Below are 24032 nucleotides of genomic sequence, written 5' to 3' on the forward strand. Positions count from 1 at the left end.
CCTCCACGCTGTTTGCCGATCTGGCGCGATGCCGCCAGCCGCCCTCGAGCTCGGGACGGCTGGCGGCTCCGCGTTGGTGCTTGCCCGGGAGCGGGCGGTGGGCAGGGTCAGCCCGCGGCCTGTGCGGTCTCGTAGAGCTTCTTCTGCACGTCCGAGGTGAGGAACTTCGCCTTGAGGGGCTCGAGGGCCGCCTCGAAGGCAGCGGCGTCGACATCGTTGAACTTCGCACCCGCGGCCTCGGCCGCAGCGACGGCCTTGTCCGTCTCCTTGCCCCAGAGGTCGGTGTGCTCGGCCCACGCGGCCGCCCACTCCTTGTCGAACGCAGCCTTGTCCTCCGCCGAGAAGCCCTTGACCAGGTCACTGTTGACGACCAGGTAGTCGAGGCCGACGAGGTGGTTGGTGCGCGAGTAGTACTTGGCCACCTCGAAGTGCTTCTGGGTCACGTAGGAGACCTCGTTGTTCTCTGCGCCGTCGAGCACGCCGGCCTGCAGGGCCGTGTAGACCTCACCGAAGGCCATCGGGGTGGCGGAGGCGCCCATGGCCGAGATCATCGACGTGTGGAGGTCGCTCTCCTGCACGCGGATCTTCTGGCCCTTGAGGTCGGCGGGGGTGTTGACCGGACCCTTCTTCGAGTACACGTTGCGCGTGCCCTGCGTGAAGGCGCCGACGACCGTGATCTTGTTGCTCGACTCGAGCGACGAGTAGAGGTCGCCGACCGTCTTCGGGTCGTTGACGACCTTCATCTGCCCCTCGACGGACGTGAACGCCAAGGGCATGTTGAAGACGGAGAAGTCCTTGTTGAGGTTCTCGAGCTGGGTGCCGGAGACGATCGCGAGGTCCACGGTCCCGTCACTGACGAGCTGGAGGGTCTCCTGCTGCGCGCCGAGGGTCTCGTTCGGGTACACCTGAATGGACAGGCGACCGCCCGTCGACTCCTTGAGGCGCTTGCCGAAGTTCTCGAGGGCGATGAACGATGGGTGCTGCTCGGTCTGGTTGAGGGCGAGCTTGAGCGTCTTGCTCTCGCCGCCGCCGCCGGCCGCGTCGTCGTCGCCCGAGCCACAGGCAACCAGCGCCAGGGAAGCCACGGCGGCAACCGCGCCGGCTCGCAGGAAGGTGGTGTTGCGCATGAGTGTTCCTTTCGTGCCCACGGCTGCGTGGACGTCCTGCCGCCGGGATCTACCCGGCTGGTGGTGCCGCCATGGGGCGGAGTGCCCCAGCGCGTCGGTTCATTGACGCAACCCCCGACCGGGGGTGACAACTGGTTGCCGGATGTTGTCGTGACCGCCGACTCGATCCCCGGCCACCGCTTCATTCAGGGCAACACATGGCAACCCCTGCCATCCATCGGAGTCCGCGACATAGCCTCTCGGCCATGGGGAAGCTGCCGACCATCTACGACGTGGCCGAGGCCGCGGGGGTCGCGCCATCCACGGTCTCCCGTGCCTTCTCCCGCCCGGGACGGCTCCGGGCCGAGACGGTCGAACGCGTCAGGGTCGCCGCAGAGACGATCGGCTACCGATCCGCGCCGGCGCGGAGGCTGCAGGTCCGGGCGCGCACCCGGATGATCGGGCTCCTCGTCCCCGACATGACCAACCCCTTCTACTTCGAGATCATCCGCGGTGCCGAAACCGCGGCCTCCGAGGCGGGGTTCACCCTGGTGCTCGCCGATACGCAGGAGTCGCAGCGGCTGGAGCGCGAGGCGTTGGAGCGCGCCCTGCCGGTGGTGGACGGCATGCTCCTCACGAGCAGTCGGATGGCCGACTCGGCGATCACCGCCGCGGCAGGTGAGAAGCCCCTGGTCGTCCTCAACCGGGCCGTGGCCGGCGTCCCGAGCGTCACCACGGACAACGCCGCCGGAGCTCGTCGCGCCGTCGAGCACCTGGCCGAGCAGGGCCACCGATCGGTGGCCTATGTCGCCGGGCCGAGAGCATCGTGGGCAGACAGGGTTCGTTGGGCCGCGACCGGCGCCGCAGCGGAGGAGCTCGGCATCCACATCCGTCGGTTGGGTGAGTACCCACCCACCCTCGAGGGAGGCGTGTACGCCGCCCAGACCCTGGTGGCGGAGGCCGCCACCGGGGTCATCTGCTACAACGACGTGCTCGCCATCGGCGTCATACGCGGCCTCGACCGCCTGCACGTCAAGGTGCCCACCGACATCAGCGTCGTCGGGTTCGACAACACGCTCATCGCGGATCTCGTGACTCCGGGGTTGACGACGGTCGCGGCGCCGCTGTCGACACTCGGGTCCACCGCGGTTCAGAACCTGCTGGCCCACGTCGACGGCGCGGAGAGCCCTCCGGGGGATCCGGTCGTCCTGCCCACCCGGCTCGTCGTCCGCGGGTCGACGGGGAGGGCGAGGTCCGGGCATCGCGCGATGCCACCGACACTCCGCGACACGGCGGCGGACATCACCTCCACGAGGGCCACCCTGGATCACGTCGCCGGAGTGCTCCCGGCGTCGTGAGCTGTCCCGGACGCCGCCCTGCCCGCCGTCGAGGTCGGGGCGTCCGGCAACCCGCCGATCGGTGAGAAGGTGAAGCCATGCAGAGCGTGATGTTCGGGCAGGACCGACCGGGGGTCGAGCACGTCATGCGTGCTCTCGTGTCGTTCGACCGCATCGGGGTCGCCTACTCCGGTGGGGTCGACTCGGCCACGCTCCTGGCTCTCGCCGCCCTCGAGCTCGGCCCGACCCGCGTCGTCGCCCTGCTCGGGGTCTCACCGAGCCTCGCAGCCGACGAACGCACCGCGGCCCACGAGGTGGCCGCCTTCATCGGTGTGCCCGTCGTCGAGGTGCGGACCCACGAAGGCGACAACCCGGCATACCGCCGCAACGGCCCGGACCGCTGCTTCCACTGCAAGGACGAGCTGTTCACGCGGATCGACGACACGGTGGTCACCGCGCACCGGCTCGACGCGGTGGCCTACGGCGAGAACGTCGACGACGCCCTCCGCCCCGACCGCCCCGGCTCGCGGGCCGCGACCGAGCACCACGTGCTGCGACCGCTCGCGGACGCCGGCCTCGACAAGGCCGCGGTGCGCCGCATCGCCCGCGTCCTCGAGCTGCCCTGCGCCGACAAGCCCGCGGCGCCGTGCCTGGCGTCGCGGATCCCGCACTTCGAGGAGGTCTCGCCCGAGAAGCTCGCCCAGGTCGAGGCGGCCGAGGCCGGCCTGCGCTCGCTGGGGTTCGCCGACTGCCGGGTCCGCCACCACGGCGAGGTCGCCCGCCTCGAGCTGCTGCCCGAGGACATCGCGCGGGTCGCCGAGCCGGGTCTGCGTCAGGACGTTGAGGGCGTGGTGCGGGCCGCCGGGTTCCGCTTCGTCACGGTGGACCTCGCCGGGATCCAGTCCGGCGCGTTCACCCTCCCGCTCGTGGTCGCGGCCCGTGACTGAGGTGCCGTGGGAGCCGGGAGAGGCGCTGCGCGAGATCGCCGAGCTCGACCTCGACCGCTCTGCCCGCCGCGGCTACCCCGAAGCCGTCTACTGCGAGGGCAAGACCCCCGAGCAGGTCGGCGTCATCGCCGCCGCCGTGGGGGAGCGTGCGGCTCGCACGCTCTTCACCCGCGCCGAGCCGGCCCACGTCGAGGCGATCCTCGCGGCCCTCCCCGACGCCGTGCACGACGCGACGGCTCGCCTCGTGGCGTGGCCGCCCGACCCGCCGGAAGCCTCCGGCGGTCGGGTCCTCGTGCTCGCTGCGGGGACCTCCGACCTGCCCGTGGCCCGTGAGGCCCTGCTCGTGGCGCGCCACCTCGGCCGCGACGCCGACCTCGTCGTCGACGTCGGCATCGCCGGACTGCACCGCATCCTGTCGCGGCTCGACCAGCTTCGCGCGGCGCGGGCGATCGTCGTCGTCGCCGGTATGGACGGCGCGCTCCCCGGCGTGGTCGCCGGGCTCGTGGCGGCGCCGGTCATCGCGGTGCCGACCTCGGTGGGCTACGGCGCGGCCTTCGAGGGCCTCGCCCCGCTGCTCACCATGCTCAACAGCTGCGCCCCTGGCGTCGCCGTGGTCAACATCGACAACGGCTACGGCGCCGGCCACATGGCCGCCCAGATCGCCGCACCCGTGACGGATTGACCGCTCGCAGGCGGTAGCGTGCCCCCGAGTCTCCGTTTCCGTGAGGCGCGCCCCAACCCCGCACGGGAGTCCGACGGTGTTGAACTCGACGCTGCTCATGTCGTCCGCCCACTACTTCGGCAACGACCACAAGCTCAACCCGTACTACCAGGACGGCGCGACCGTCGACACGGCCAAGGCCGAGGTCGAGCACGCGGGCATCCGCGACGCCCTCCACACCGCCGGCGCCGAGATCATCTCGGTCGACGCGCCCCCGACCAGCCAGGACGGCGTCTACACCGCCAACTGGGCGCTCGTGCGCGGTGGTCGGGCCCTCATGGCGACCCTCCCTCCGTCGCGCCAGAGCGAGGAGGCCTGGGCCAAGGACCGGCTCACCGAGCTCGGCTACCAGATCGACCACCTGCCGAAGCCGTGGCGCTTCAGCGGCCAGGGCGACGCGCTCGTCTGCGGTGACCTCGTCTTCTGCGGCGCCGGCTACCGCTCGGACGAGGCCGCGCTGGAGTATGCCGCCCACCACTTCGGTCTCGAGCGCATCCAGCTCCAGACCCTCCCGCAGCTCGACGAGGCAGGGCAGCCCGTCACCAACGTCGTGAGCGGGTGGCCGGACAGCTACTGGTACGACATCGACCTCACCCTCGCCGTCCTGCGCGAGCCCGACTCGACCGGTCGCGGGCTCATCGCCTACTGCCCCGAGGCGTTCACCCCCGAGAGCCGCGCGCTGCTCGCCGGGCTCGACGTCGTCGACACGATCGAGATCGCCGAGGTCGAGGCGCGCGAGTCGTTCGCGTGCAACCTCGTCTCGACCGGGACGACGGTCGTCATGAGCGACAGCGCCCCGCAGCTGCGCGCCGACATCGAGAGTGCCGGCCTGTCGGTCATCACCCCGCACGTCGACGAGCTCGCCAAGGGCGGCGGCTACATCCGCTGCACCAGCCTCTGGGTCTGAGCCGCTAGGACCCGTTCTGCTGGGCGCGGGCGTGCCGCTCGTGCAAGCGCTCGCGCACCTCGTCGGGCGTGTAGGCCCGACGCTGTCGCTCACCCCGCGCGATGACCGCTCCCGTCGCCACGACCGACACGACTCCCGCGAGACCGAGCAGCTTCCACCAGTTCGACTGCATGACCGCAGCGTATGCCGTCCGCCCCCACGCGACTGATTGCCCTTTCCAGCGGCTCCCGTGGTCCGTCCGCGTTCCCGGAACGGCGCTGGAAGGGGCAATCAGTCGGGGGCTGGGGGGTCCGCCTCGTCTCATGGGCGAGACTGGGGGCATGAGCGCTTCCGCCGGGTCCTCCGAGCAGCTGTCCCTCGACGAGGCCGTCGAGCTCACCCGCACCGGCGACGTCTGGATCTTCCGCGGTCGCTCGGTCGCGGACCGGGCGATCCAGGCGGCGACGAACGCCCCGGTCAACCACGTCGGCATGGCCGTCGTCCTCGACGACCTCCCGCCGCTCATGTGGCACGCCGAGCTGGGCAAGTCGTTGCAGGACATGTGGACCGGTGACTTCCACCGCGGGGTCCAGCTGCACGACCTGCGCGCGGCGGTCACGCGGTGGCAGGAGAAGTACGAGCAGCGCGCCTGGCTGCGACAGCTGACCCCCGAGGTGGGGGAGGAGCACGAGGACGCGGTGCTCCGCTGCGTCGCCCGCCTCGACGGTGTCTCGTTCCCGTCGACGGGCCGGCTGGCGTGGCGCTGGCTCACCGGGCGGGACGGGCACGTGTCGGCGCGCGACCTCGACCTCAAGGCGATCCGCCCGGAGGTTGCCTACTGCGCCGAGGTCGTCGCGCTCACCTACGAGGAGATGGGGCTGCTCACGCCCGACGCGCCGATGAACTGGTACGACCCCGGCCGCTTCTGGAGCGGCGACACCCTGCCGCTCGTCCCCGGCTGGGACCTCGGTGTCGAGATCGCCGTCGGCCGAGGAGCCACCGCCGACCGACCCTGACACCTTCCGACCAGCCGGTCACGACGTGTCGCGACAGTTCGTAACCAATTGGTCGAGAAGTGTCGCGACAGTTCGTGACCAATTGGTCGAAAAGTGCGTGCGGTCGACGAGTTGGGCGCATCTGGTTACTCCGTGACAAGTGTGCGGTACCCTCGGTATCAGGCACTCGGAGTACCGGATACTTTGCCGCCACCGGGCGAGCCGCATCCTGACCACTTCCTCGAAGGGAAGCCACCATGGCGACGACGTCGTCCACCCTCGCCGACCGGGGCCAGCGCCTCGGCCTGCGCCTCATCTCCAAGGCCGGCGGCCTGCCCGTCATGGCCGACCCCAAGGTCCGCGGCCGGGTCGAGCGGATCCTCAGCCGCAGCGCGCACTCGGGCTTCAAGGCCCAGGTCGCCGTCGGCCGGGCCTTCAAGCAGGCCAAGGGCGCGGGCTCGGCGGCACGTCCCGCGGCCGCGCCCCGGCGTGGGGTCTTCGACCTCACGCCGACCGAGGACCAGCAGATGCTCCAGCAGGCCGCGCGTGAGCTCGCCGACGAGGTGATCCGTCCCGCCGGCTCACGCGGCGACGCCGACCGTGCCGTGCCCGACGACGTGCGTGAGGCGATGCAGGAGATGGGGCTCGGCCTGCTCGGCGTCCCCGAGGAGCTCGGCGGCATCGCCGAGGAGCGCTCGGCCGTCGCCGGCGTCCTCGTCCTCGAGCAGCTCGCCCGCGGTGACATGGGCATCGCCGTGTCGCAGATGGGCACGGCTGCCGTGGCGACCGCCCTCGCGCTCTACGGCGACGCCGACCAGCAGGCGACCTACCTGCCGCACTTCACCGGTGACGAGCCCGTGGCGGCCGCAGCCCTCGCGCTGCAGGAGCCGCAGCCGTTGTTCGACCCGTTCGCGCTGACGACCACCGCTGTGGCACAGGGGGACTCGCTCGTCCTCAACGGAACCAAGGCGATCGTCGCGAACGCTGCCACGGCCGAGCTGCTCGTCGTCTCGGCGATGCTCGAGGGCGAGGCCCGGCTCGTCGTCGTCGAGGCCGCCACCGAAGGAGTCACCGTCGAGGACGACCCGGCGATGGGAGTGCGGGCCGCCCACACCGGCCGCGTCGTCCTCACCGACGTCACCGTCCCCCGCGCCAACCTCCTCGGCAGCGCCGACGACCACCGCGACGCCGTGCGCCGCGGCCGCCTCGCCTGGGCCGCCGCCGCGGTGGGCACGGGCCAGGCCGTCCTGGACCAGGTCATCGGCTACGCCAAGGGGCGCAAGGCCTTCGGCGAGCCGATCGGCCAGCGTCAGGCCGTCGCGTTCATGATCGCCGACATCGCCATCGAGCTCGACGGACTCCGGCTCGCCGTCCTCAGGGCCGCGGCGAGGCTCGACGCCGACAAGGACGCCGGTCAGGTCGTGGCCGAGGTGCGAGCCATCACCGCGACGTATGCCGCCCAGATCGGCTCGCACGCGGTGCAGCTCCTCGGCGGGCACGGCTTCGTCAAGGACTTCGACAACGAGCGGTGGTACCGCGACCTCCGTGGAGCGGGTGTCCTCGAGGGCACCCTGCTCGTCTGAAACGGCATACCCAGAATGAACTCAGAGCAAGGGGCAGTGTTGTGATCGATCTCGAGGTTCCCCGCAAGTTCCGACCGCTCGTCGAGCAGGCCCGTGGCATGGCCGAGGAGGTCTTCCGCCCCATCTCGCGCAAGTACGACCTCGCCGAGCACGAGTACCCCCGCGAGCTCGACCTCGTCTCGGCCGTCATCGACGGCATGAGCAGCTCGGGCGCCGGGCAGGGCGCGGGTGCATCGAGCTCGACCCGCGCCGCCGAGGGCGAGGGTGAGGGCGAGGTCGCCGCGGTCGGCTCCGGCCGCCGGCTGCCCGCCACCGGCAAGGTGCGCAACGGCTCCAACATGTCGTCGGCGCTGTCGATCCTCGAGACCTGCCGCGGCGACGTCGGCCTCACGCTCTCGATCCCGCGCCAGGGCCTGGGCAACGCCGCCATCGCGGCGGTGGCCAACGAGGAGCAGAAGGCGCGCTACGCCGGCCACTGGGCCGCGATGGCGATCACCGAGCCCGAGACGGGCTCGGACTCGGGCGCGATCCGCACCACCGCGGTCAGGGACGGCGACGAGTACGTCCTCAACGGCGAGAAGATCTACGTCACCGCCGGGGAGCGGGCCGAGCTCGTCGTCGTCTGGGCGACCCTCGACAGGAGCCTGGGCAAGCAGGCCATCAAGTCGTTCGTGGTGCGCCGCGACAACCCCGGGCTCAAGCTCGTCCGGCTCGAGCACAAGCTCGGCATCCGGGCCTCGGACACCGCGGCCTTCCACCTCGACGACTGCCGGGTCCCGGCCGAGGACCTCCTCGGCGACCCCGAGATCCGGATCGAGGGGGGCTTCGGTGGTGCGATGCAGACGTTCGACAACACGCGACCGCTCGTCGCCGCGATGGCGCTCGGCCTGACCCGGGCGAGCCTCGACCTCACGACCGAGCTGCTCGCGAAGGCGGGCGTGAGCGTCGACTGGGACCGGCCGGCATACACGCAGTCGTATGCCGCCGCGCGCCTGCTCCAGATGGAGGCGGACTATGAGGCCGCGCACCTCCTCACGATGCGTGCCGCGTGGATGGCCGACAACGGCAAGCCGAACTCGATGGAGGCCTCGATGGCCAAGGCGAAGGCCGGACGCACCTGCGTCAACGTGTCGCTGGCCTGCGTCGAGCTGGCCGGCGCGACGGGCTACGCCGAGCGCGAGCTCCTCGAGAAGTGGGCCCGGGACTCCAAGATCCTCGACATCTTCGAGGGCACCCAGCAGATCCAGCTGCTCGTCGTCGCGCGGCGTCTGCTCGGGATGAGCTCGAGCCAGCTCAAGTGACCTGAGGCCGGAGGCGAGCGTCAGCCTCGGCGGCGCTCGCGCTGGCGCTGCACCCAGGGCACGCCGATCGCCAGCGTCGCCAGGGCGAGCACGACCGCCGCCGCAAGCAGTCCGCAGAGCACGGCGAACCCGACCTTGATGATCCCCTCCCACACGAGGTGGGTGTAGGCGAGGTCGGGCTCGTTCTGCGTGCCCGTCCAGAAGCCGAGGACGAAGGCGAGCGCGGTGAGCACCATGAAGCCCAGCGACAGCCCGGCGCCCTTGGCGACCTGGACGGCCTCCAGCGGCTGCTGGGCGTGCTCCTCCTCGTCGACCCGGTGCGCGAACGTCTCGAAGACGTCCGGCATCGGTCGGGTCGGGCGACGCTTGGGCATTCGCGAAGCATATGCCGCGGTCACCGGCGCCTCTGGTTTTCGACCCGCCACGCGAGTAGAACTGGCGCACCGCGGTTCTCCGAGAGGCAGGAGCTCGACATGGAGGTCAACGGTCTCCCCGCCCACGTCCTCGTCGTCCACGGTGCGGTCGTGCTCACGCCCCTGGCCGCCCTCGCCGCGATCCTCTTCGCCACGGTGCCGCGGTGGCGCTACCTCACGCGGTGGCCGGCTCTCGCGCTGGCGGTGGTCGCGACCGTCACAGTGTGGGTGGCGCGGGTCAGCGGCGCCGCCTTCTTCGACTCGCGCTTCGCGGCACTGCCCGCCGACAACCCGGTGCGGGACGCGATCCTCGAGCACCAGGAGCTCGGCGAGACGCTGTCGCTCGTGGCGACGCTGTTCCTCGTCGTGACCGCGGTCGGCGTCGGGATGCTCGGAGGGGCCTCGGGCCTGGCCAGCGGTCGAGGTGCGAAGGAGCGCGCGCAGGAGTGGGTCGAACGAGCCGTGCCCGTCCTCGTCGTGGTGGCTGCCCTCGCGACCCTGGTCTGGGTGTTCCTCACCGGTGACGCGGGCGCGCGGGCGACGTGGGGGGAGCCGGGCTGACGCTTCGGAGGTCGGGTGTCTGTCGGAGCCGGGTCCTAGGCTTCCGGGTCATGGCATCCGTCGAGCGACCGCCGGTGCCCGTCGAGTGGGTCGAGCGGCTCTCCGCGATCGTCGCCGCGTTCCCGGAGGTCCGCGAGCACGATGCGTGGGTCGGCATGGCCTGGCGGGTCCGCTCCGCCACCATCGCCCACGTCTTCGGCGGCGAGGACCAGGGCTTCCGGATCACCTTCCGCGCCGAGCCCGACGAGGTCATGGCGTTCCAGCACATGGGCGAGCCCTACTTCAAGGCGAGCTGGGGCAGCAACGTCGTCGGGCTCCTCCTCGACGACGACACCGACTGGGACGAGGTCGCCGAGCTGCTCACCGACTCCTACTGCATCCAGGCGCCGCCGGCCCTCGCCGAGCAGGTCCCGCGCCCCACCTGAGCGGTCCGGGGCCGCGTCCCGGCGCTCCTCGAGATCGGGGAGATTGCAGGCTCGGGGCCCGAGATCGTGCCGTCTGCCCGATCTCGACCGTGGGCCCTCGACCTGGGGCGGCGAGGTCAGGACGTGAGCGCCCAGCCCAGCCACGCGGCGCCGACGCCGAGCAGCAGGTGCAGCAGAACGTTGACGACGGCATCGCGCGGACGCTCGTCACCGAACGCGTCCTGCAGCTCCAGCGCGAGTGTCGAGAACGTCGTCAGCGACCCGCAGAAGCCGGTGCCGACGAGCGCCAGCCGGGAACCGTCGACGCCTGCACCCACGACCACCCCCAGAACCAGCGACCCGATGACGTTGACGGCGAGGGTGCCTGCGGTCGGGGTCGCGCCCCAGCGCTCGCGCATCCAGTGGTTGACGGCGTAGCGCAGGGGTGCGCCCACGGCCGCGCCCAGTGCGACGAGCAGCGCCGTCATGCCGGGATCCTCCAGAGGCGCTGTCCCACGGTCGATCCGAGCGTCACCGCGAGGACCCCTCCGAGGAACGACGCCAGCACGTATGCCGCGGCCTCACCTCCGTGGCCCGTCTCCAGAAGCGTGACGACGTCGATCGCGAACGCCGAGAACGTCGTCCAGCCGCCGAGCAGGCCCACGCCGACGACGGGGCGGGCCAAGCGGTGCGACCCGGGTCGGCCCAGGAGGAACGCCACCAGCAGTCCCATCGCCACCGCTCCTGTGAGGTTGACGACGATGGTCGACCACGGGAAGGAGCCGACGGGGTGCGGCAGGACCAGCCCGACGGCATACCGCCCGAGCGAGCCCACGACGCCACCGCCGGCGATCCCGACAAGGAGCGCGGGATCCGGCCGCGTCGCAGGGCTGCTCACGTCAGCGGCGGATCGTCTCGAGGTACTCCCCGATGCGCCCGATCGCCTCGGTGAGCACCTCGGTGTCGGGCAGGGTCACGAGGCGGAAGTGGTCCGGCTCGAACCAGTTGAAGCCGGTCCCGTGCGTCACGAGGATCTTCTTGGCGCGCAGCAGGTCGATGACGAACTGCTGGTCGTCCTCGATCGCGTACATCTCCGGGTCCAGCCGCGGGAAGCAGTAGAGCGCACCGTGCGGCTCGACCGACGTCACTCCGGGGATCTCGTTGAGGAGCCGGTTGGCGAGCTTGATCTGCTCGTAGAAGCGCCCGCCCGGCACGATGAGCTCGTTGATCGACTGGTAGCCACCGAGCGCTGTCTGGATCGCGTGCTGCGCGGGCACGTTGGCGCACATGCGCATGTTGGCGAGCAGGGTCAGGCCCTCGAGGAAGTCCTCGGCCATGTGCTTCGGCCCCGACACCATGACCCAGCCGGCGCGGTAGCCGCACACGCGGTAGGCCTTCGACAGCCCGCTGAACGTGAGGCAGAGGACGTCGTCCTCGGCGAACGTCGCGACGTGGTGGTGCACCGGCGTGATGGCGTCGTCGGCGTAGAGGATCTTCTCGTAGATCTCGTCGGCCATGAGGACGAGGTGGTGCCGGCGGGCGATGTCGACGAGACCGCGGACGATCTCCTCCGAGTAGACCGCGCCGGTGGGGTTGTTGGGGTTGATGACGACGAGCGCGTGGGTGTTCTCGGTGATCTTGGACTCGATGTCGTCGAGGTCGGGGTTCCACCCGTTCTCCTCGTCGCAGCGGTAGTGCACCGGCGTCCCACCGGACAGCGCCACCGCGCCGGTCCACAGCGGGTAGTCGGGCGCGGGGATGAGGATCTCGTTGCCGTCGTCGACGAACGCCTGGAGCACCATCGAGATGAGCTCGGAAACGCCGTTGCCGATGTAGACGTCATCGACGGTCGTCTCGGTGAGCCCGCGCGACTGGTAGTACTGCGCGACGGCGGTGCGCGCCGAGTAGATCCCGCGCGAGTCGCTGTAGCCCTGCGCGTCCGGCAGGTTGTGGATCATGTCGGCGACGATCGCCTCGGGCGCCTCGAACCCGAACGGCGCGGTGTTGCCGATGTTGAGCTTGAGGATCTTGTGGCCCTCGCCCTCGAGCCGCTGGGCCTCGACAAGGATCGGTCCCCTCACGTCGTAGCGGACGTGCTGCAGCTTCTTGCTCTGGACGATCGGGCGCATGGACGCATCCTGTCAGGAGCCGTATGCCGTCCGCTCGCCCGTTTCGTCGTCGAGCCCCGCGAAGAGATCGGTGAGGCGGGGTCGCCCGCGCTCCTGCGGCGGCCAGGCGATGGTGTGCCACTCGCGGGTGACGACCCGCCGGAGGCGGTCGAGGTCCAGAGGGGTGTCGAAGATGACGTGGTGCTGGCTGCGGTGCTCGAGCAGCCCCGCGATCGTCCGGTCGGTGACGGGCCGGGTGTCGACCTCGATGTCGATGGTCTCGTCCGGCACGCCCCTCATGTGGTAGATCACCGTGGGATCGAAGACCCACAGCCCGAGAGCGGCCCGCTGGGCGTTCCACCGCTCGAACACCGACTGGGGGATGACGCCGTGGACGAGGCGCCGGAACCCCGGCCCCCCGTCCGCGACCCCGCGCGCGAAGGCGGCATCGGTGGCCGCGCCCACTGCGACGTGGTCGGGGTGGCCGAAGATCCCGTCCGGGCCGAAGGTGCACACCACCGAAGGCCGCTCCGCTTCGAGCACCGACCAGATCCCGTCGACGAGGTCGGTGAACGGCACGTCGGCCACCTTGCCGTCGGGGTGCCCGAGCCACTCGTGGCGGTCGGGCACGCGCCCCGCGGCTCGCCACCCCGCCTCGTCCTCGGCGCGCCGGATCGCCCCGAGGGTCTCGCGCGTCGCCGGGAAGCCCGGGCGGATGTCGCCGGCGGCGCCGTCGGTCGCGTGCACGAGGACGAAGCGGAAGTCCGGGTCGTCGGCGTGCAGGCCGACCGAGCCCGCGATGCCGTACGCCTCGTCGTCGGGGTGGGCGAACACGCCCACGAAGGTGACCATGCCCGATTCTTGCGCGTCGCCGCCCCCGCGTCAGGCGGCTCCGAAACCGCGTCCCGATCATCGGTGCGGGAGGTCGCTACGGGGTATGCTGTCCGCTCGCCTCGCTGCCCCCGGCTCGGCCCACGCTCCGGCGGGTGACCGTTGCACCGCGTGCGGCCGACGTCACGACTGTCGTCACCACCGTCGTCACCGACGGCGTCCGTGGCGTGGAGGAGAACCCGAACCGGCAGGGCGGGTCGATGTCGGTGAGGCCGCCGAGCGCGGCCCCGTCGAACCGCCCGGCCATCGAGGTCACCCGCCGGAGGTCGGTCGCACCGTAGAACTCCCGGCGTCCCTCGAGGGCCGTTCCGACCGTGCGCACACCGGGGACGAGCACCCGGGCGACCGGGTCCACGAGACGGGCCCACACCGGGCTGGCGCCGAGCGGGCGGGGCACGGCGCGCAGGAGCCAGCCCAACGGCATACGGGATCCGACCTCGAGGTCGAGAGACAGGGACGGCGAGCGGACCTCCCACGAGGAGCCGTCGACGCGGCACGAGACCGGTTCGACGCGCACCTCGTCGAACGCGTAGGTCGACGTGACGTAGTCGGCGACGTCCTCGGTGGGTGCGAGCAGCACGCGGTGACCGGCGCCGGTCTCGACCATGACGTCGGCGAACGAGCCCAGGGGAGTCGTGTGCCACCGACCGACCACGACGCGGGTGCCCGAGGTCGAGCCGACGCCCGCGATGTGCCCGTGGAAACGGTCGCGGCGCCTCGGCCGTGACGAGCCGCTGTGAGTGCTGATCGGTCAGTCCGTCTGCTCGGCGCGCACGAGCATGACCGGCGACGCGGCCGTCTCGAGGACCTTGTGGCTCTGCGAACCGAGGAGCATCCCCGCGAACCCGCCGCGACCACGGGTTCCCATGACGAGGATCCCGGCCTCGGCCGACCGGTCGGAGAGAACCTTGGCGGCACCGCCGTGGACGATCTCGACGGTGCAGTCGACGTCGGGGTGCTGGGCGCGCAGGGGGTCCACGACACGGTCTGCGACGGCGCGGTACTTCGCCTCGACGTCCTGCCAGGCCTGGGTGCCCGGGGTCGTGACGACGAGGCCGTCGACGACCTCGACGTTCCACGTCGTAATGGCGACGAGCGGCGTCCTGCGCAGCTCGGCGATCCAGAAGGCGCGCTCGGCGGCCGCGACGCTGTGGTTGGAGCCGTCGATGCCAACGACGACCGGACCCTCGGACTCGACCCGGGCCCCCTGGGGAACGATGACGACGGGACACTTCGAGTGCATGGCGGCGGCGAGCGAGGAGCGGCCCAGGCCGAAGCGCTGGAGCGCGCTCGGGCGGGCGGCGCCCACGACGACGAGCCGGGCCGTGCGGGAGGCCTCGATGAGCGCCTCCTCGGGGCGTGAGAACGGGAGGCTCCCCGTGATCGCCAGGTCCGGCCAGCGCTCTCGGGCGCTGGCGAGGGTGTCGTCGAGCAGGCTGGCGTTGCCGATGTCACCGTCGGGCCCGAGCGAGATCGGGTTGCCCGCCACCGGGTCGATCGCCGAGAGCTCTGCGCCGAGGTCGTGGGCGTGCACGATGTGCAACGGGCTGCCGGACCGCTGCGCCGAGCTCCCGGCCCACGTCAGGCACTCCTCGTCGCGGTCGCTGTTCCCGATCCCGACGACCACTGCACCTTCTGGGATGGCGTCACCCTCGCTCGCGTCCATGCTCGCGACCATACCCACGCCGAGGCGGTGAGGAGTAGGTTCGGGCATCCACGCTGGCGAGAAGGGGATTCCATGACGAGCGTCGCCGACCTGAACCTGTCCCACGCCGTCGGCCCGCTCGAGCCGCCGCTGCTCGAGCAGACCATCGGAGCCAACCTCGACGCGACCATCGCCCGTCACGGGGATCGTGAGGCGCTGGTCGACCGCGCCCAGGGACTGCGGTGGACGTATGCCGTCTTCGGCGCCGAGGTCGACCGGCTCGCCAAGGGGCTGCTCGCGGCCGGCTTCGAGAAGGGTGACCGGGTCGGCATCTGGGCGCCGAACTGCGCGGAGTGGACCGTCGTCCAGTACGCCACCGCGAAGGTGGGCGTCATCCTCGTCAACATCAACCCGGCATACCGCTCGCACGAGCTGGGCTACGTGCTCGGGCAGGCCGGCATAAGAGGGCTGTTCACGGCTCGCTCGTTCAAGAACTCGGACTACGTCGCGATGATCGAGGAGGTTCGCGGCGAGTGCCCCGACCTCGAGCAGGTCTGGGTTCTGGGCGAGGACACCTGGGCCGACCTCGTCGCAGGGGCGGAGCTGGTGAGCGACGAGCGTCTTCAGATGGTGGGCGCCGAGCTCGACCCGCGCGACCCGATCAACATCCAGTACACGTCGGGCACGACCGGGTTCCCCAAGGGCGCCACTCTCAGCCACCACAACATCCTCAACAACGGCTACCTCGTCGGCGAGGTCTGCCGCTACACCGAAGAGGACCGGATCTGCATCCCGGTGCCCTTCTACCACTGCTTCGGCATGGTCATGGGCAACCTCGCGGCGACCACACACGGTGCCTGCATGGTCATCCCGGCGCCCGGTTTCGACCCCGCCCTCACGCTCGCGGCGACCGCCGAGGAGCGGTGCACCAGCCTCTACGGCGTGCCCACGATGTTCATTGCCGAGTGGGCGCTGCCGACGTTCGGGGACTACGACCTCAGCTCGGTGCGCACGGGCATCATGGCCGGCTCGCCGTGCCCCGCCGAGCTCATGAAGAAGCTCATCGCAGCCGGGATCGACGAGATGACGATCTGCTACGGCATGACGGAGACCTCACCGGTGTCCACGCAGACCCGCACCGACGACGACTTCGACCGCAAGGTCGGCACCGTCGGGCAGGTCGCCCCGCACCTCGAGGTCAAGGTCGTCGACCCGGTGACGCTCGAGACGGTGCCGAGGGGTGAGGCGGGGGAGCTCTGGACCAAGGGCTACTCGGTGATGCTCGGCTACTGGGGCCAGGACGAGAAGACCGGCGAGGCCATCGTCGACGGCTGGATGCGCACCGGGGACCTCGCCGTCATGGACGACGCCGGCTATCTCCAGATCACCGGCCGGATCAAGGACATGGTCATCCGCGGGGGCGAGAACATCTACCCGCGCGAGATCGAGGAGTTCCTCTACACCCACCCCGACGTCGTCGACGCCCAGGTCATCGGCGTCCCGGACACCAAGTACGGCGAGGAGCTCGCGGCATGGATCCGGATGCGCGAGGGGACCGAGCCCTTGACCGCCGAGACGCTGCGCGAGTTCGCCACGGGCAAGCTGGCCCACTACAAGATTCCGCGCTACGTGCGCATCGTCGACGAGTTCCCGATGACGGTGACGGGCAAGGTCCGCAAGGTCGAGATGCGTGAGATCTCGGTGGACGAGCTGGGACTGGAGCGGCGCGGCTGAGCCCACGCAGGACCCTGACCCCATCTGTGCAGGTCCGGCGGTAGTTTGGGGCGCGAAGCGGGTGCCGCCGCACTCGACGACGACGTCAGGAGCAGTCACCGTGAAGTACCTCATCGGCGCCCTTGTGGTTCTTGCCCTCCTCTTCCTCGCGTGGTGGTTCATCTCCCGGGGCAAGCAGCGCCAGCTCGACGAGCAGCGCGCCGAGGCCGCCCGCATCAGGGCCGGAGCCGGGGAGCGCGACGCCGCGCTCCGTGGCCAGGAGACCTTCGCCCAGCAGTCGACCGAGCGCGCCGACCTCGCGCGCCGGGAGGCGGAGGAGCGGGCCCGCCAGGCCGAGGAGAGCGCTCGCGAGGCGCAGCGGGTCGAGGACGAGGCCCGTCGCCACCAGGCCGACCTCGAGCGTGGGCGCCTGGAGCGCGACGCCGAGCTGCGTCGGGCCGACGAGCTCGACCCCGACGTCGAGATCGCCGACGACGACCCGCGTCCGCTCCCCGAGGACCTCGACGACGACGTCCGGCCGGTCGACGAGACCCGCGTCCACACGCCCGTGGCCGCCGCGGACGACTCCACGTCCGATCGCGACGTCGCTGACGCTGACCGTGACGCCGACCGTGACGCCGACCGTGACCGAGACCGTGGTTGGGGCACGGGTGCCGCAGCTGCCGGTGCCGGGGCCGCAGCCGTCGGCGGTGCGTATGCCGCGACCCGGGGCAACGAGCCCGACGACGCCTCCGCGCGCCTCGCGTCCGGGGTCGACTACGCCGACAACGAGCCAGCCCCCGCAGGGTCCCGTGAGCCGGGGGACACCACGCCGGCGGACGAGCCGGCCACGCGCGAGTGGGCGCCGGTCGAGGGTCGCCACGAGGCCGGGTCGACCTCCGCGGAGGACGCCCGCGACGACGAGGTCTTCGAGACGACGGTGTCCGACGACGAACTCTTCGGTGCGGCTGCGGCTGAACAGCTCTCGAATGACGAATCGCGGACCGGTGCACCGTCCGACGAGCACCTCGCCGACGGCGACTCCTTCGACGGGGACGCCACCGACCGTGACACCTCGAACGCGTCGGTGAGCGACGACTCCGACGGCCGCAACCGCTGGTCCGATGACACCGTTGCCGCCGGAGCCGCCGGAGCCGCCGGAGCCGCCGGAGCCGCCGGAGCCGCGGGAGCCGCGGGAGCCGCCGGGGCCGCCGGAGCCACCGACCGTGACGACTCAGGAGCCGATGCGGGCGCCAACACCCACGCCGATGGCGGAGCAGACATCGGAGCGGACGCAGGTGCCGACGCTCACGCCGATGCGGGGGCTGACGCCGGTGCTGAAACCCGCGCCGACGCGGGCGCCGACACTCACGCCGACACCGGGGCTGACACCGGTGCCGACGGCAGCGCCGACGCTGGGGCCGACACCTCGGACCGCGACGGCGAGATGACGATCATCAACGACGTCGAGGACTACGCGTCCACGGAGCCGCTGCCGGCTGACGAGCAGACGTCGGGGGTTTCGCCCGACTCGGCGGACCGCGGCTACGACGGGTCGCGCGACGACCTCGAGGACGACGACGCCACCGCCCGTGATGTGGACACTTCCCGCGAGAATGTTCTCGCGGACGAGCCGACCACCGAGGAGACGTGGGAGGACTCGACCGACGTGTCGGCGACCGACGCCGACGCGACGCGGGAGTCCGACACGACCGACGCCGACCGTGCGACGGACGTCGACTCCGCCACCGACGTGGAACGCGGCTCGGACTCCGACGCCACCTCTGCTTCGGACGCCGAGGCCGGCCGCGACACCGACGACTCCCGCGACTGGGGCACGACTGCGGCAGCTGGTGCAGGAGCTGCTGGCGCTGCTGGTGCCACTGCAGGTGCGACGTCCGACGCGGACAGGGACTCCGACACGACCGACCACGACGTGCAGAAGACGGACCGCACGAACTCGACGACCGAAGCGGACGACTCCCGCGCCACCGCCGACACCGACGACACGGACAGGGATGCCACGTCCGACAGCGACACCACGCCGGCCGACAGGCCGAACGACGGCACGTCGGACGATGGCAGCTCGGACGACGACGGCTCGGACGACGGCTCGTCGGACGGTGGCGACGCGTCGCACTGGCCCGACGGCACCGACCGGATCAACCCGGTCGACGACGGCTCGGACGGCGACGGGTCCACCACTGACGAGTCCAGCAGCAACGGGTCTGCCGCCGACGACTCCAGCAGCAACGGGTCTGCCACCGACGAGTTCGTCACCGACGGCGACCGCGGTGCCGACGGGGGCGACGATGCGTACGCGGACAGCGAGACCCGCTCCGACACCGGCGAGGACTCCGACCAGGACTCCGACGGTGACTCCGATGGTGACTCCGACGGTGACTCGGGCGCGTGGTCGCGCCGGATCTCCGAGGTCGAGGAGATCCGCGACGGCGGCTACGGCGTCGGCTCGGCAGCGCCGTTCGAGGACCGGGCCCAGCCGGTGGACCACCCGGTGCAGGCCTACCGCGACACGATGACCTACCGGGCCCCCGGTGCGGAGGGCTACGACTCGGCGGAGCCGGACGTCTGGTTCTACGACGAGGACGCCGCGCGCCGCGCCGGCTTCAGCCCCTCGGAGGGCTGAACCGCACACGCGGACGCCCCGCCGGTCTCGACCGGCGGGGCGTCGTCACGTCCCGGGCTCCGCGTCGGTGCCGCGAGGCGTCGGTGCCGCGAGGCGTCAGTGCGTCCGGCCGTCGCTCACCAGTGGCCACCGCGACGACGGTCGAGCTCCTCGTCGACTGCCGGGTTGGGATCGGACTGGTCGATCGAGACGTGGTGGTCGAGGGGGACGTCGGAGCCCTCCGCGGACGGGTCCTCACCCCGGGTGGGAGAGGAGCCGGCATACGCGTCGGTCGTCCTGCCCTCCGGCGCCGCTCCACCGTCACGCCATCCGGCGCCGCCGAGGCGGCTCAGCGGGACCGTCTGGTCGACCGTGGCGGTGGGCTCAGCGGTGTCGTCGGCGCCGAAGGTGACGTTGCCGCGGCCGCCGCGGTCGCTCGCGTCGACCTCCGGCGCGTCGTAGCCGTGGTGCTCGGGCAGGGCCGCGTCCTCACGGTGTCGCAGGACCCACACCAGCGCGGCGACGACGACAACGAGGGCAACCGCTCCGACCAGCCACAACACCGAGTCGTCCATGCCCACGACCGTAGTGGGCGGGCCGCTGACGAGGGGGACTTGGCGACCGCCGGAGACGACGAGCCCGTAGTCGCAGTCACATCAGCGCGCCTTCGACGGGCTCGACTAGTAGGTTCGCGGTCGTATGTCTGTCCCGGACCAGGAGGTCGTGTCATGCGCATCGGTGTGCCGTTGGAGTCGTTGGCGGGTGAGACCAGGGTCGCGGCGACGCCCAGGACCGTCGAGCAGCTGATCGACCTGGGGTATGCCGTGTTCATCCAGTCCGGCGCGGGTCACCTCTCGAGCTTCGAGGACGCGGCCTATGTCGCGGCCGGCGCCGACATCGTCGGGGACGACGTCTGGAACACCGACATCATCCTCAAGATCAACGCGCCCTCGGACGCCGAGATCCCGCACCTGCGGGAGGGCCAGACGATCGTCAGCCTGCTCTCGCCGGCCCTTCGCCCCGAGCTCGTCGCCGCGCTCGCGGAGCGCGGCGTGACGGCGCTCGCGATGGACGCCGTGCCACGCATCTCGCGGGCGCAGTCGCTCGACGTGCTGTCCTCGATGGCCAACATCGGCGGCTACCGCGCGGTGATCGAGGCGGCGCACGAGTTCGGCTCGGTCTTCACCGGTCAGGTGACGGCTGCCGGCAAGGTGCCTCCGGCCAAGGTCCTCGTCGTCGGCGCGGGCGTCGCCGGGCTCTCGGCGATCGGGACCGCGGGTTCGCTCGGTGCGGTCGTGCGAGCCTTCGACGCGCGCAGCGAGGTCGCCGAGCAGGTCGAGTCCATGGGTGCCGAGTTCCTCCGGATCGACGTCGAGGACACCGGCCCCTCCGCCGACGGCTACGCGAAGGAGACGGGGGAGGACTTCAACCGCAAGGCCGCGGAGCTGTATGCCGCCCAGGCCGCGGACGTCGACATCGTCATCACCACGGCGCTCATCCCCGGCCGACCCGCCCCGCGCCTCCTCGACGAGACGATGGTTGCCTCGATGAAGCCGGGGTCGGTCGTCGTGGACATGGCAGCAGCCAACGGTGGCAACGTCGCCGGCTCCGTCGCGGACCGCAAGGTCGTCACCCCCAACGGAGTGACGATCCTCGGCTACACCGACCTGCCCGCGCGGCTGCCCACCCAGGCCTCGCAGCTCTTCGGGACCAACCTCGTCAACCTCCTCAAGCTCGTCACGCCCGAGAAGGACGGTCACTTCGACCTCGACCTCGACGACCCGGTGCAGCGCGGGATGACGGTCGTGCGCGACGGCGAGGTGCTCTGGCCCCCACCGCCGGTGCAGGTGTCGGCGGCGCCCGCCGCGGGTGCCCCCGAGCAAGGCGGCTCGTCGAGTGCCGTGGCCGCCCCAGAGCCGAAGAAGCCGCGGGACCCGCGCCTGAAGTACCTCTGGATGGCGATCGGCGCACTGGTCTTCGCGCTCGTCGCGTCGGCGTCGCCCGCGGTATTCCTGGGTCACTTCACCGTCTTCGCGCTCGCGGTCATCGTCGGGTTCTACGTGATCTCCAACGTCTCGCACGCCCTTCACACGCCGCTCATGGCAGAGACCAACGCCATCAGCGGGATCATCGTCGTCGGGGGGCTGCTGCAGATCGACTCCGACGACCTCGTCGTCAAGACGCTGGCGTTCCTCGCGATCCTCGTCGCCAGCATCAACATCTTCGGAGGCTTCGCAGTGACCGGCCGCATGCTCGAGATGTTCCGGAAGGACTGAGGCGACGATGACATCGAACGTGGTCTCTGCGGCATACATCGTCTCTGCCGTCTTCTTCGTCCTCTCGCTCGCGGGCCTGTCCAAGCACGAGAGCGCCAAGGAGGGCAACGCCTTCGGCGTCACCGGCATGGTCATCGCGCTCGGCGCGACCATCTGGCTGACCCTCTCTCGGTCCGAGCACGCCCTCGTGACACTGCTGCTCATCGCCCTGGCCATGGGCATCGGCGCGGCGATCGGACTGTGGCGGGCACGCAAGGTCGAGATGACCCAGATGCCCGAGCTCGTCGCGATGCTGCACAGCTTCGTCGGGCTCGCGGCCGTGCTCGTCGGCTTCAACAGCCAGCTCACCGTCGGGGAGGCCTCCGACACGATCCACTCCATCGAGGTCTTCCTCGGTGTCTTCATCGGTGCGGTGACACTGACGGGCTCGATCGTCGCGTTCCTCAAGCTCTCGGCGCGGATCGCGTCGACGCCGCTCATGCTTCCCGCACGTCACTGGCTCAACCTCGCGGCCCTCGTGGTGTCGGCGCTGCTGCTCGTCTGGTTCGTCCAGTCGCACTCGCTCGTCGCCCTCGTGCTCATGACGCTCATCGCGCTGGCGTTCGGGTGGCACCTCGTGGCCTCCATCGGCGGCGGCGACATGCCGGTCGTCGTGTCGATGCTCAACTCGTACTCCGGGTGGGCGGCGGCTGCGGCGGGCTTCATGCTCGGCAACGACCTGCTCATCGTGACCGGTGCCCTCGTCGGCGCGTCGGGTGCGATCCTCTCCTGGATCATGTGCAAGGCGATGAACCGCTCGTTCGTCTCGGTCATCGCCGGCGGGTTCGGGCAGGAGGTCGTCGTCGGTGACGACAAGGACTACGGCGAGCACCGTGAGATCACCGCTGACGGGGCCGCGGACCTGCTGCGCGAGGCGAGGTCGGTCATCATCACGCCGGGCTACGGCATGGCGGTGGCGCAGGCGCAGTACCCCGTCGCCGAGCTCACGAAGCGGCTCCGCGACCGGGGCGTCGACGTGCGCTTCGGCATCCACCCCGTGGCGGGACGCCTGCCCGGCCACATGAACGTGCTGCTCGCCGAGGCCAAGGTGCCCTACGACATCGTGCTCGAGATGGACGAGGTCAACGACGACTTCCCCTCGACCGATGTCGTGCTCGTCATCGGCGCGAACGACACCGTCAACCCTTCGGCCGCCGAGGACCCCACCTCGCCGATCGCCGGGATGCCGGTCCTCAAGGTGTGGAACGCCCACGACGTCATCGTCTTCAAGCGGTCGATGGCGACGGGGTACGCCGGCGTGCAGAACCCGCTGTTCTTCCGCGAGAACTCGCAGATGCTCTTCGGCGACGCCAAGCAGCGCGTCGACGACATCCTCACCGCCCTCTGACCCCAGCCGCTGCCGCGCAGTCCGGCCGGGCGCCCCTCCGGTCCGGTCGAGATAGCAGGACCTGCCGTGCCCGTCGGCTGGCCGCGGCGTGTCCTGCTACCTCGACGTGGGCTGGGGACAACTCTCCGGCTCCATCCCACGAATCGGCCATGATCCGACTCGATGAAGCCGTTGCCCAGTGCCTTGAGGGACGGGCCCTTCTCCACGAGAGAGGCCCGGGTCCTGGGCGTGCGTTCGAGGGACCTTCGCAGCCCGCAACTGGTGTCGGTCACGCACGGCGCTCGCGCGCACGAGGAACCATCTGACCTGGTCGGTCGGGCGAAGGCGTACCTCGCCGCCATGCACGGCGACGTGTGTCTCTCCCACATCACCGCGGCGCAGCTCTGGCGGCTGCCGCTGCCGGCAAGTGTGGAGGAGCAAGTTGATCTGGACGTCATGTGCGGTCCGACGGCGGGGCCAGTCCGACGCTCCGGATGCATCGGGCACCGAGGCATCGACCGGCGCAAGGTCGTCACCCGTCACGCCCTACCGGTCACCGACCTCGCTCACACGTGGGTCGATCTGGGTGAGGTCCTCGGGCGGGGGCGTGGCCTCACACTCGACGACCTCGTGGTCGCGGGCGACGTGGTGGCACGCCTGCTCGACGAGGCCCGTGGCGAGGGTCGAGGCGTCATGGCGATGCGGACTGCGCTCGACGCGAGGACGAGGCCCCGCGGCAAGGTGCTGCTCACCGAGGCGCTCACGCTCGTCTCGCCACGATCCGGCTCGCCCGTGGAGACGCGTGCGCGCTTGGTGTTCGCACGCGGAGGGCTGCCCGCTCCTGAGCTCAACGCCGCGGTCCACTTCGACGGCGGCAGGGTGGGTGACGGGGCGGCCGGATGGATGCTCGAGGGCGACTTCGTGTGGCGCAGGCAGCGCGTCGTCGCCGAGTACCAGGGCGACCACCACAAGACGATCGGACAGCGGGCCGTGGACGTGTCGCGTCGGCACCTCGCCGAGGACGACGGGTGGACCTTCGTGGAGGTCTTCGCCGGCGACGTCTACACCCGGGGCAAGCGCATCGCCATGCTGCGTCGGCTGGGCCGAGCGCTGGGTGTCTCCGACATGGACCTCAATCTGACGTAATGCCGAC

General features: G+C 71.0%; 24 protein-coding genes. 14 read left to right on the forward strand and 10 right to left on the reverse strand.

Translation table 11 applies throughout. The features are described 5' to 3' along the window. Positions 1-107: 107 nt before the first annotated feature. The gene (locus LL946_RS09490; RefSeq protein WP_404380016.1) at positions 108-1127 is read right to left on the reverse strand and encodes a TRAP transporter substrate-binding protein; all 1020 of its coding nucleotides are present in this window, start codon (positions 1125-1127) and stop codon (positions 108-110) included. A gap of 245 nt (positions 1128-1372) precedes the next feature. On the opposite strand from LL946_RS09490, the gene LL946_RS09495 reads away from it, so the two are divergent. From LL946_RS09495 to LL946_RS09510, 4 genes are all read left to right on the forward strand, one after another. Beyond that, positions 1373-2464, forward strand: coding sequence for a LacI family DNA-binding transcriptional regulator (locus LL946_RS09495; RefSeq protein WP_404380018.1), 1092 nt, complete (start codon positions 1373-1375; stop codon positions 2462-2464). 77 nt (positions 2465-2541) lie between these two features. Then, entirely contained in the window at positions 2542-3390 is an 849-nt protein-coding gene (gene larE / locus LL946_RS09500) for an ATP-dependent sacrificial sulfur transferase LarE (RefSeq protein ID WP_404380020.1), read from the forward strand. Then, positions 3383-4072 carry a nickel pincer cofactor biosynthesis protein LarB gene (gene larB, locus LL946_RS09505; RefSeq protein ID WP_404380022.1) on the forward strand — a complete coding sequence of 230 codons (690 nt, stop codon included), beginning with the start codon at positions 3383-3385 and terminating at the stop codon, positions 4070-4072. The genes larE and larB overlap by 8 nt, the downstream gene beginning before the upstream one ends. Positions 4073-4148: 76 nt before the next feature. Further along, positions 4149-5018, forward strand: coding sequence for a dimethylarginine dimethylaminohydrolase family protein (locus tag LL946_RS09510; RefSeq protein WP_404380024.1), 870 nt, complete (start codon positions 4149-4151; stop codon positions 5016-5018). A gap of 4 nt (positions 5019-5022) precedes the next feature. Here LL946_RS09510 and LL946_RS09515 read toward each other — a convergent pair whose 3' ends face one another. Beyond that, positions 5023-5190 (reverse strand): hypothetical protein, encoded by a 168-nt coding sequence (locus tag LL946_RS09515; RefSeq protein ID WP_404380026.1) that lies wholly within the window; start codon positions 5188-5190, stop codon positions 5023-5025. 148 nt (positions 5191-5338) lie between these two features. Between LL946_RS09515 and LL946_RS09520 the strand changes: the two genes are divergently transcribed. From LL946_RS09520 to LL946_RS09530, 3 genes are all read left to right on the forward strand, one after another. Continuing rightward, the gene (locus LL946_RS09520; RefSeq protein WP_404380028.1) at positions 5339-6013 is read left to right on the forward strand and encodes a hypothetical protein; all 675 of its coding nucleotides are present in this window, start codon (positions 5339-5341) and stop codon (positions 6011-6013) included. Between the two features lie 236 nt (positions 6014-6249). Then, complete coding sequence (locus LL946_RS09525; RefSeq protein WP_404380030.1) at positions 6250-7575, forward strand: acyl-CoA dehydrogenase family protein; 1326 nt, start codon at positions 6250-6252, stop codon at positions 7573-7575. Between the two features lie 41 nt (positions 7576-7616). Beyond that, entirely contained in the window at positions 7617-8876 is a 1260-nt protein-coding gene (locus tag LL946_RS09530) for an acyl-CoA dehydrogenase family protein (RefSeq protein ID WP_404380032.1), read from the forward strand. Between the two features lie 20 nt (positions 8877-8896). Here LL946_RS09530 and LL946_RS09535 read toward each other — a convergent pair whose 3' ends face one another. After that, a complete protein-coding gene (locus LL946_RS09535) occupies positions 8897-9250 on the reverse strand; it encodes a hypothetical protein (protein ID WP_404380034.1) in 354 nt (117 codons plus the stop codon). Positions 9251-9349: 99 nt separating this feature from the next. On the opposite strand from LL946_RS09535, the gene LL946_RS09540 reads away from it, so the two are divergent. After that, positions 9350-9850, forward strand: a complete 501-nt coding sequence (locus tag LL946_RS09540) for a hypothetical protein (RefSeq protein WP_404380036.1) — start codon at positions 9350-9352, stop codon at positions 9848-9850. Positions 9851-9900: 50 nt separating this feature from the next. Beyond that, entirely contained in the window at positions 9901-10275 is a 375-nt protein-coding gene (locus LL946_RS09545) for an MmcQ/YjbR family DNA-binding protein (RefSeq protein WP_404380038.1), read from the forward strand. 116 nt (positions 10276-10391) lie between these two features. Here the strand turns inward: LL946_RS09545 and LL946_RS09550 are convergent, their stop codons facing one another. The 6 genes from LL946_RS09550 to LL946_RS09575 form a co-directional block, all read right to left on the reverse strand. Continuing rightward, positions 10392-10742 carry a fluoride efflux transporter FluC gene (locus LL946_RS09550; RefSeq protein ID WP_404380040.1) on the reverse strand — a complete coding sequence of 117 codons (351 nt, stop codon included), beginning with the start codon at positions 10740-10742 and terminating at the stop codon, positions 10392-10394. After that, positions 10739-11152 (reverse strand): fluoride efflux transporter FluC, encoded by a 414-nt coding sequence (locus LL946_RS09555; protein WP_404380042.1) that lies wholly within the window; start codon positions 11150-11152, stop codon positions 10739-10741. The genes LL946_RS09550 and LL946_RS09555 overlap by 4 nt, the downstream gene beginning before the upstream one ends. Before the next feature lies 1 nt (position 11153). Beyond that, positions 11154-12383: a pyridoxal phosphate-dependent aminotransferase gene (locus tag LL946_RS09560; RefSeq protein ID WP_404380044.1), complete on the reverse strand. Its 1230-nt coding sequence runs from the start codon at positions 12381-12383 to the stop codon at positions 11154-11156. 12 nt (positions 12384-12395) lie between these two features. After that, entirely contained in the window at positions 12396-13214 is an 819-nt protein-coding gene (locus LL946_RS09565) for a PIG-L deacetylase family protein (protein ID WP_404380046.1), read from the reverse strand. A 76-nt stretch (positions 13215-13290) separates the two neighbouring features. After that, positions 13291-13908 (reverse strand): hypothetical protein, encoded by a 618-nt coding sequence (locus LL946_RS09570; protein ID WP_404380048.1) that lies wholly within the window; start codon positions 13906-13908, stop codon positions 13291-13293. Between the two features lie 96 nt (positions 13909-14004). After that, positions 14005-14919, reverse strand: a complete 915-nt coding sequence (locus LL946_RS09575; protein ID WP_404380050.1) for a universal stress protein — start codon at positions 14917-14919, stop codon at positions 14005-14007. A gap of 72 nt (positions 14920-14991) precedes the next feature. Between LL946_RS09575 and LL946_RS09580 the strand changes: the two genes are divergently transcribed. Together LL946_RS09580 and LL946_RS09585 are read left to right on the forward strand one after the other, a co-directional pair. Further along, positions 14992-16632, forward strand: a complete 1641-nt coding sequence (locus tag LL946_RS09580) for an AMP-binding protein (RefSeq protein ID WP_404380052.1) — start codon at positions 14992-14994, stop codon at positions 16630-16632. A 100-nt stretch (positions 16633-16732) separates the two neighbouring features. Further along, on the forward strand, positions 16733-19258 hold the full coding sequence (locus LL946_RS09585; RefSeq protein WP_404380054.1) for a hypothetical protein: 2526 nt from the start codon (positions 16733-16735) through the stop codon (positions 19256-19258). Positions 19259-19374: 116 nt separating this feature from the next. Here the strand turns inward: LL946_RS09585 and LL946_RS09590 are convergent, their stop codons facing one another. Beyond that, complete coding sequence (locus LL946_RS09590) at positions 19375-19812, reverse strand: hypothetical protein (RefSeq protein ID WP_404380056.1); 438 nt, start codon at positions 19810-19812, stop codon at positions 19375-19377. 153 nt (positions 19813-19965) lie between these two features. On the opposite strand from LL946_RS09590, the gene LL946_RS09595 reads away from it, so the two are divergent. From LL946_RS09595 to LL946_RS09605, 3 genes are all read left to right on the forward strand, one after another. Continuing rightward, complete coding sequence (locus tag LL946_RS09595) at positions 19966-21513, forward strand: Re/Si-specific NAD(P)(+) transhydrogenase subunit alpha (protein ID WP_404380058.1); 1548 nt, start codon at positions 19966-19968, stop codon at positions 21511-21513. Positions 21514-21520: 7 nt separating this feature from the next. Beyond that, a complete protein-coding gene (gene pntB / locus LL946_RS09600; RefSeq protein ID WP_404380060.1) occupies positions 21521-22900 on the forward strand; it encodes a Re/Si-specific NAD(P)(+) transhydrogenase subunit beta in 1380 nt (459 codons plus the stop codon). A gap of 339 nt (positions 22901-23239) precedes the next feature. Next, complete coding sequence (locus LL946_RS09605; protein ID WP_404380062.1) at positions 23240-24025, forward strand: hypothetical protein; 786 nt, start codon at positions 23240-23242, stop codon at positions 24023-24025. The last annotated feature ends 7 nt before the right edge of the window (positions 24026-24032 follow it).

The organism is Knoellia locipacati (assembly GCF_044791685.1).
In the GTDB taxonomy this organism is placed as follows: Bacteria; Actinomycetota; Actinomycetes; order Actinomycetales; family Dermatophilaceae; genus Knoellia; species Knoellia locipacati_A.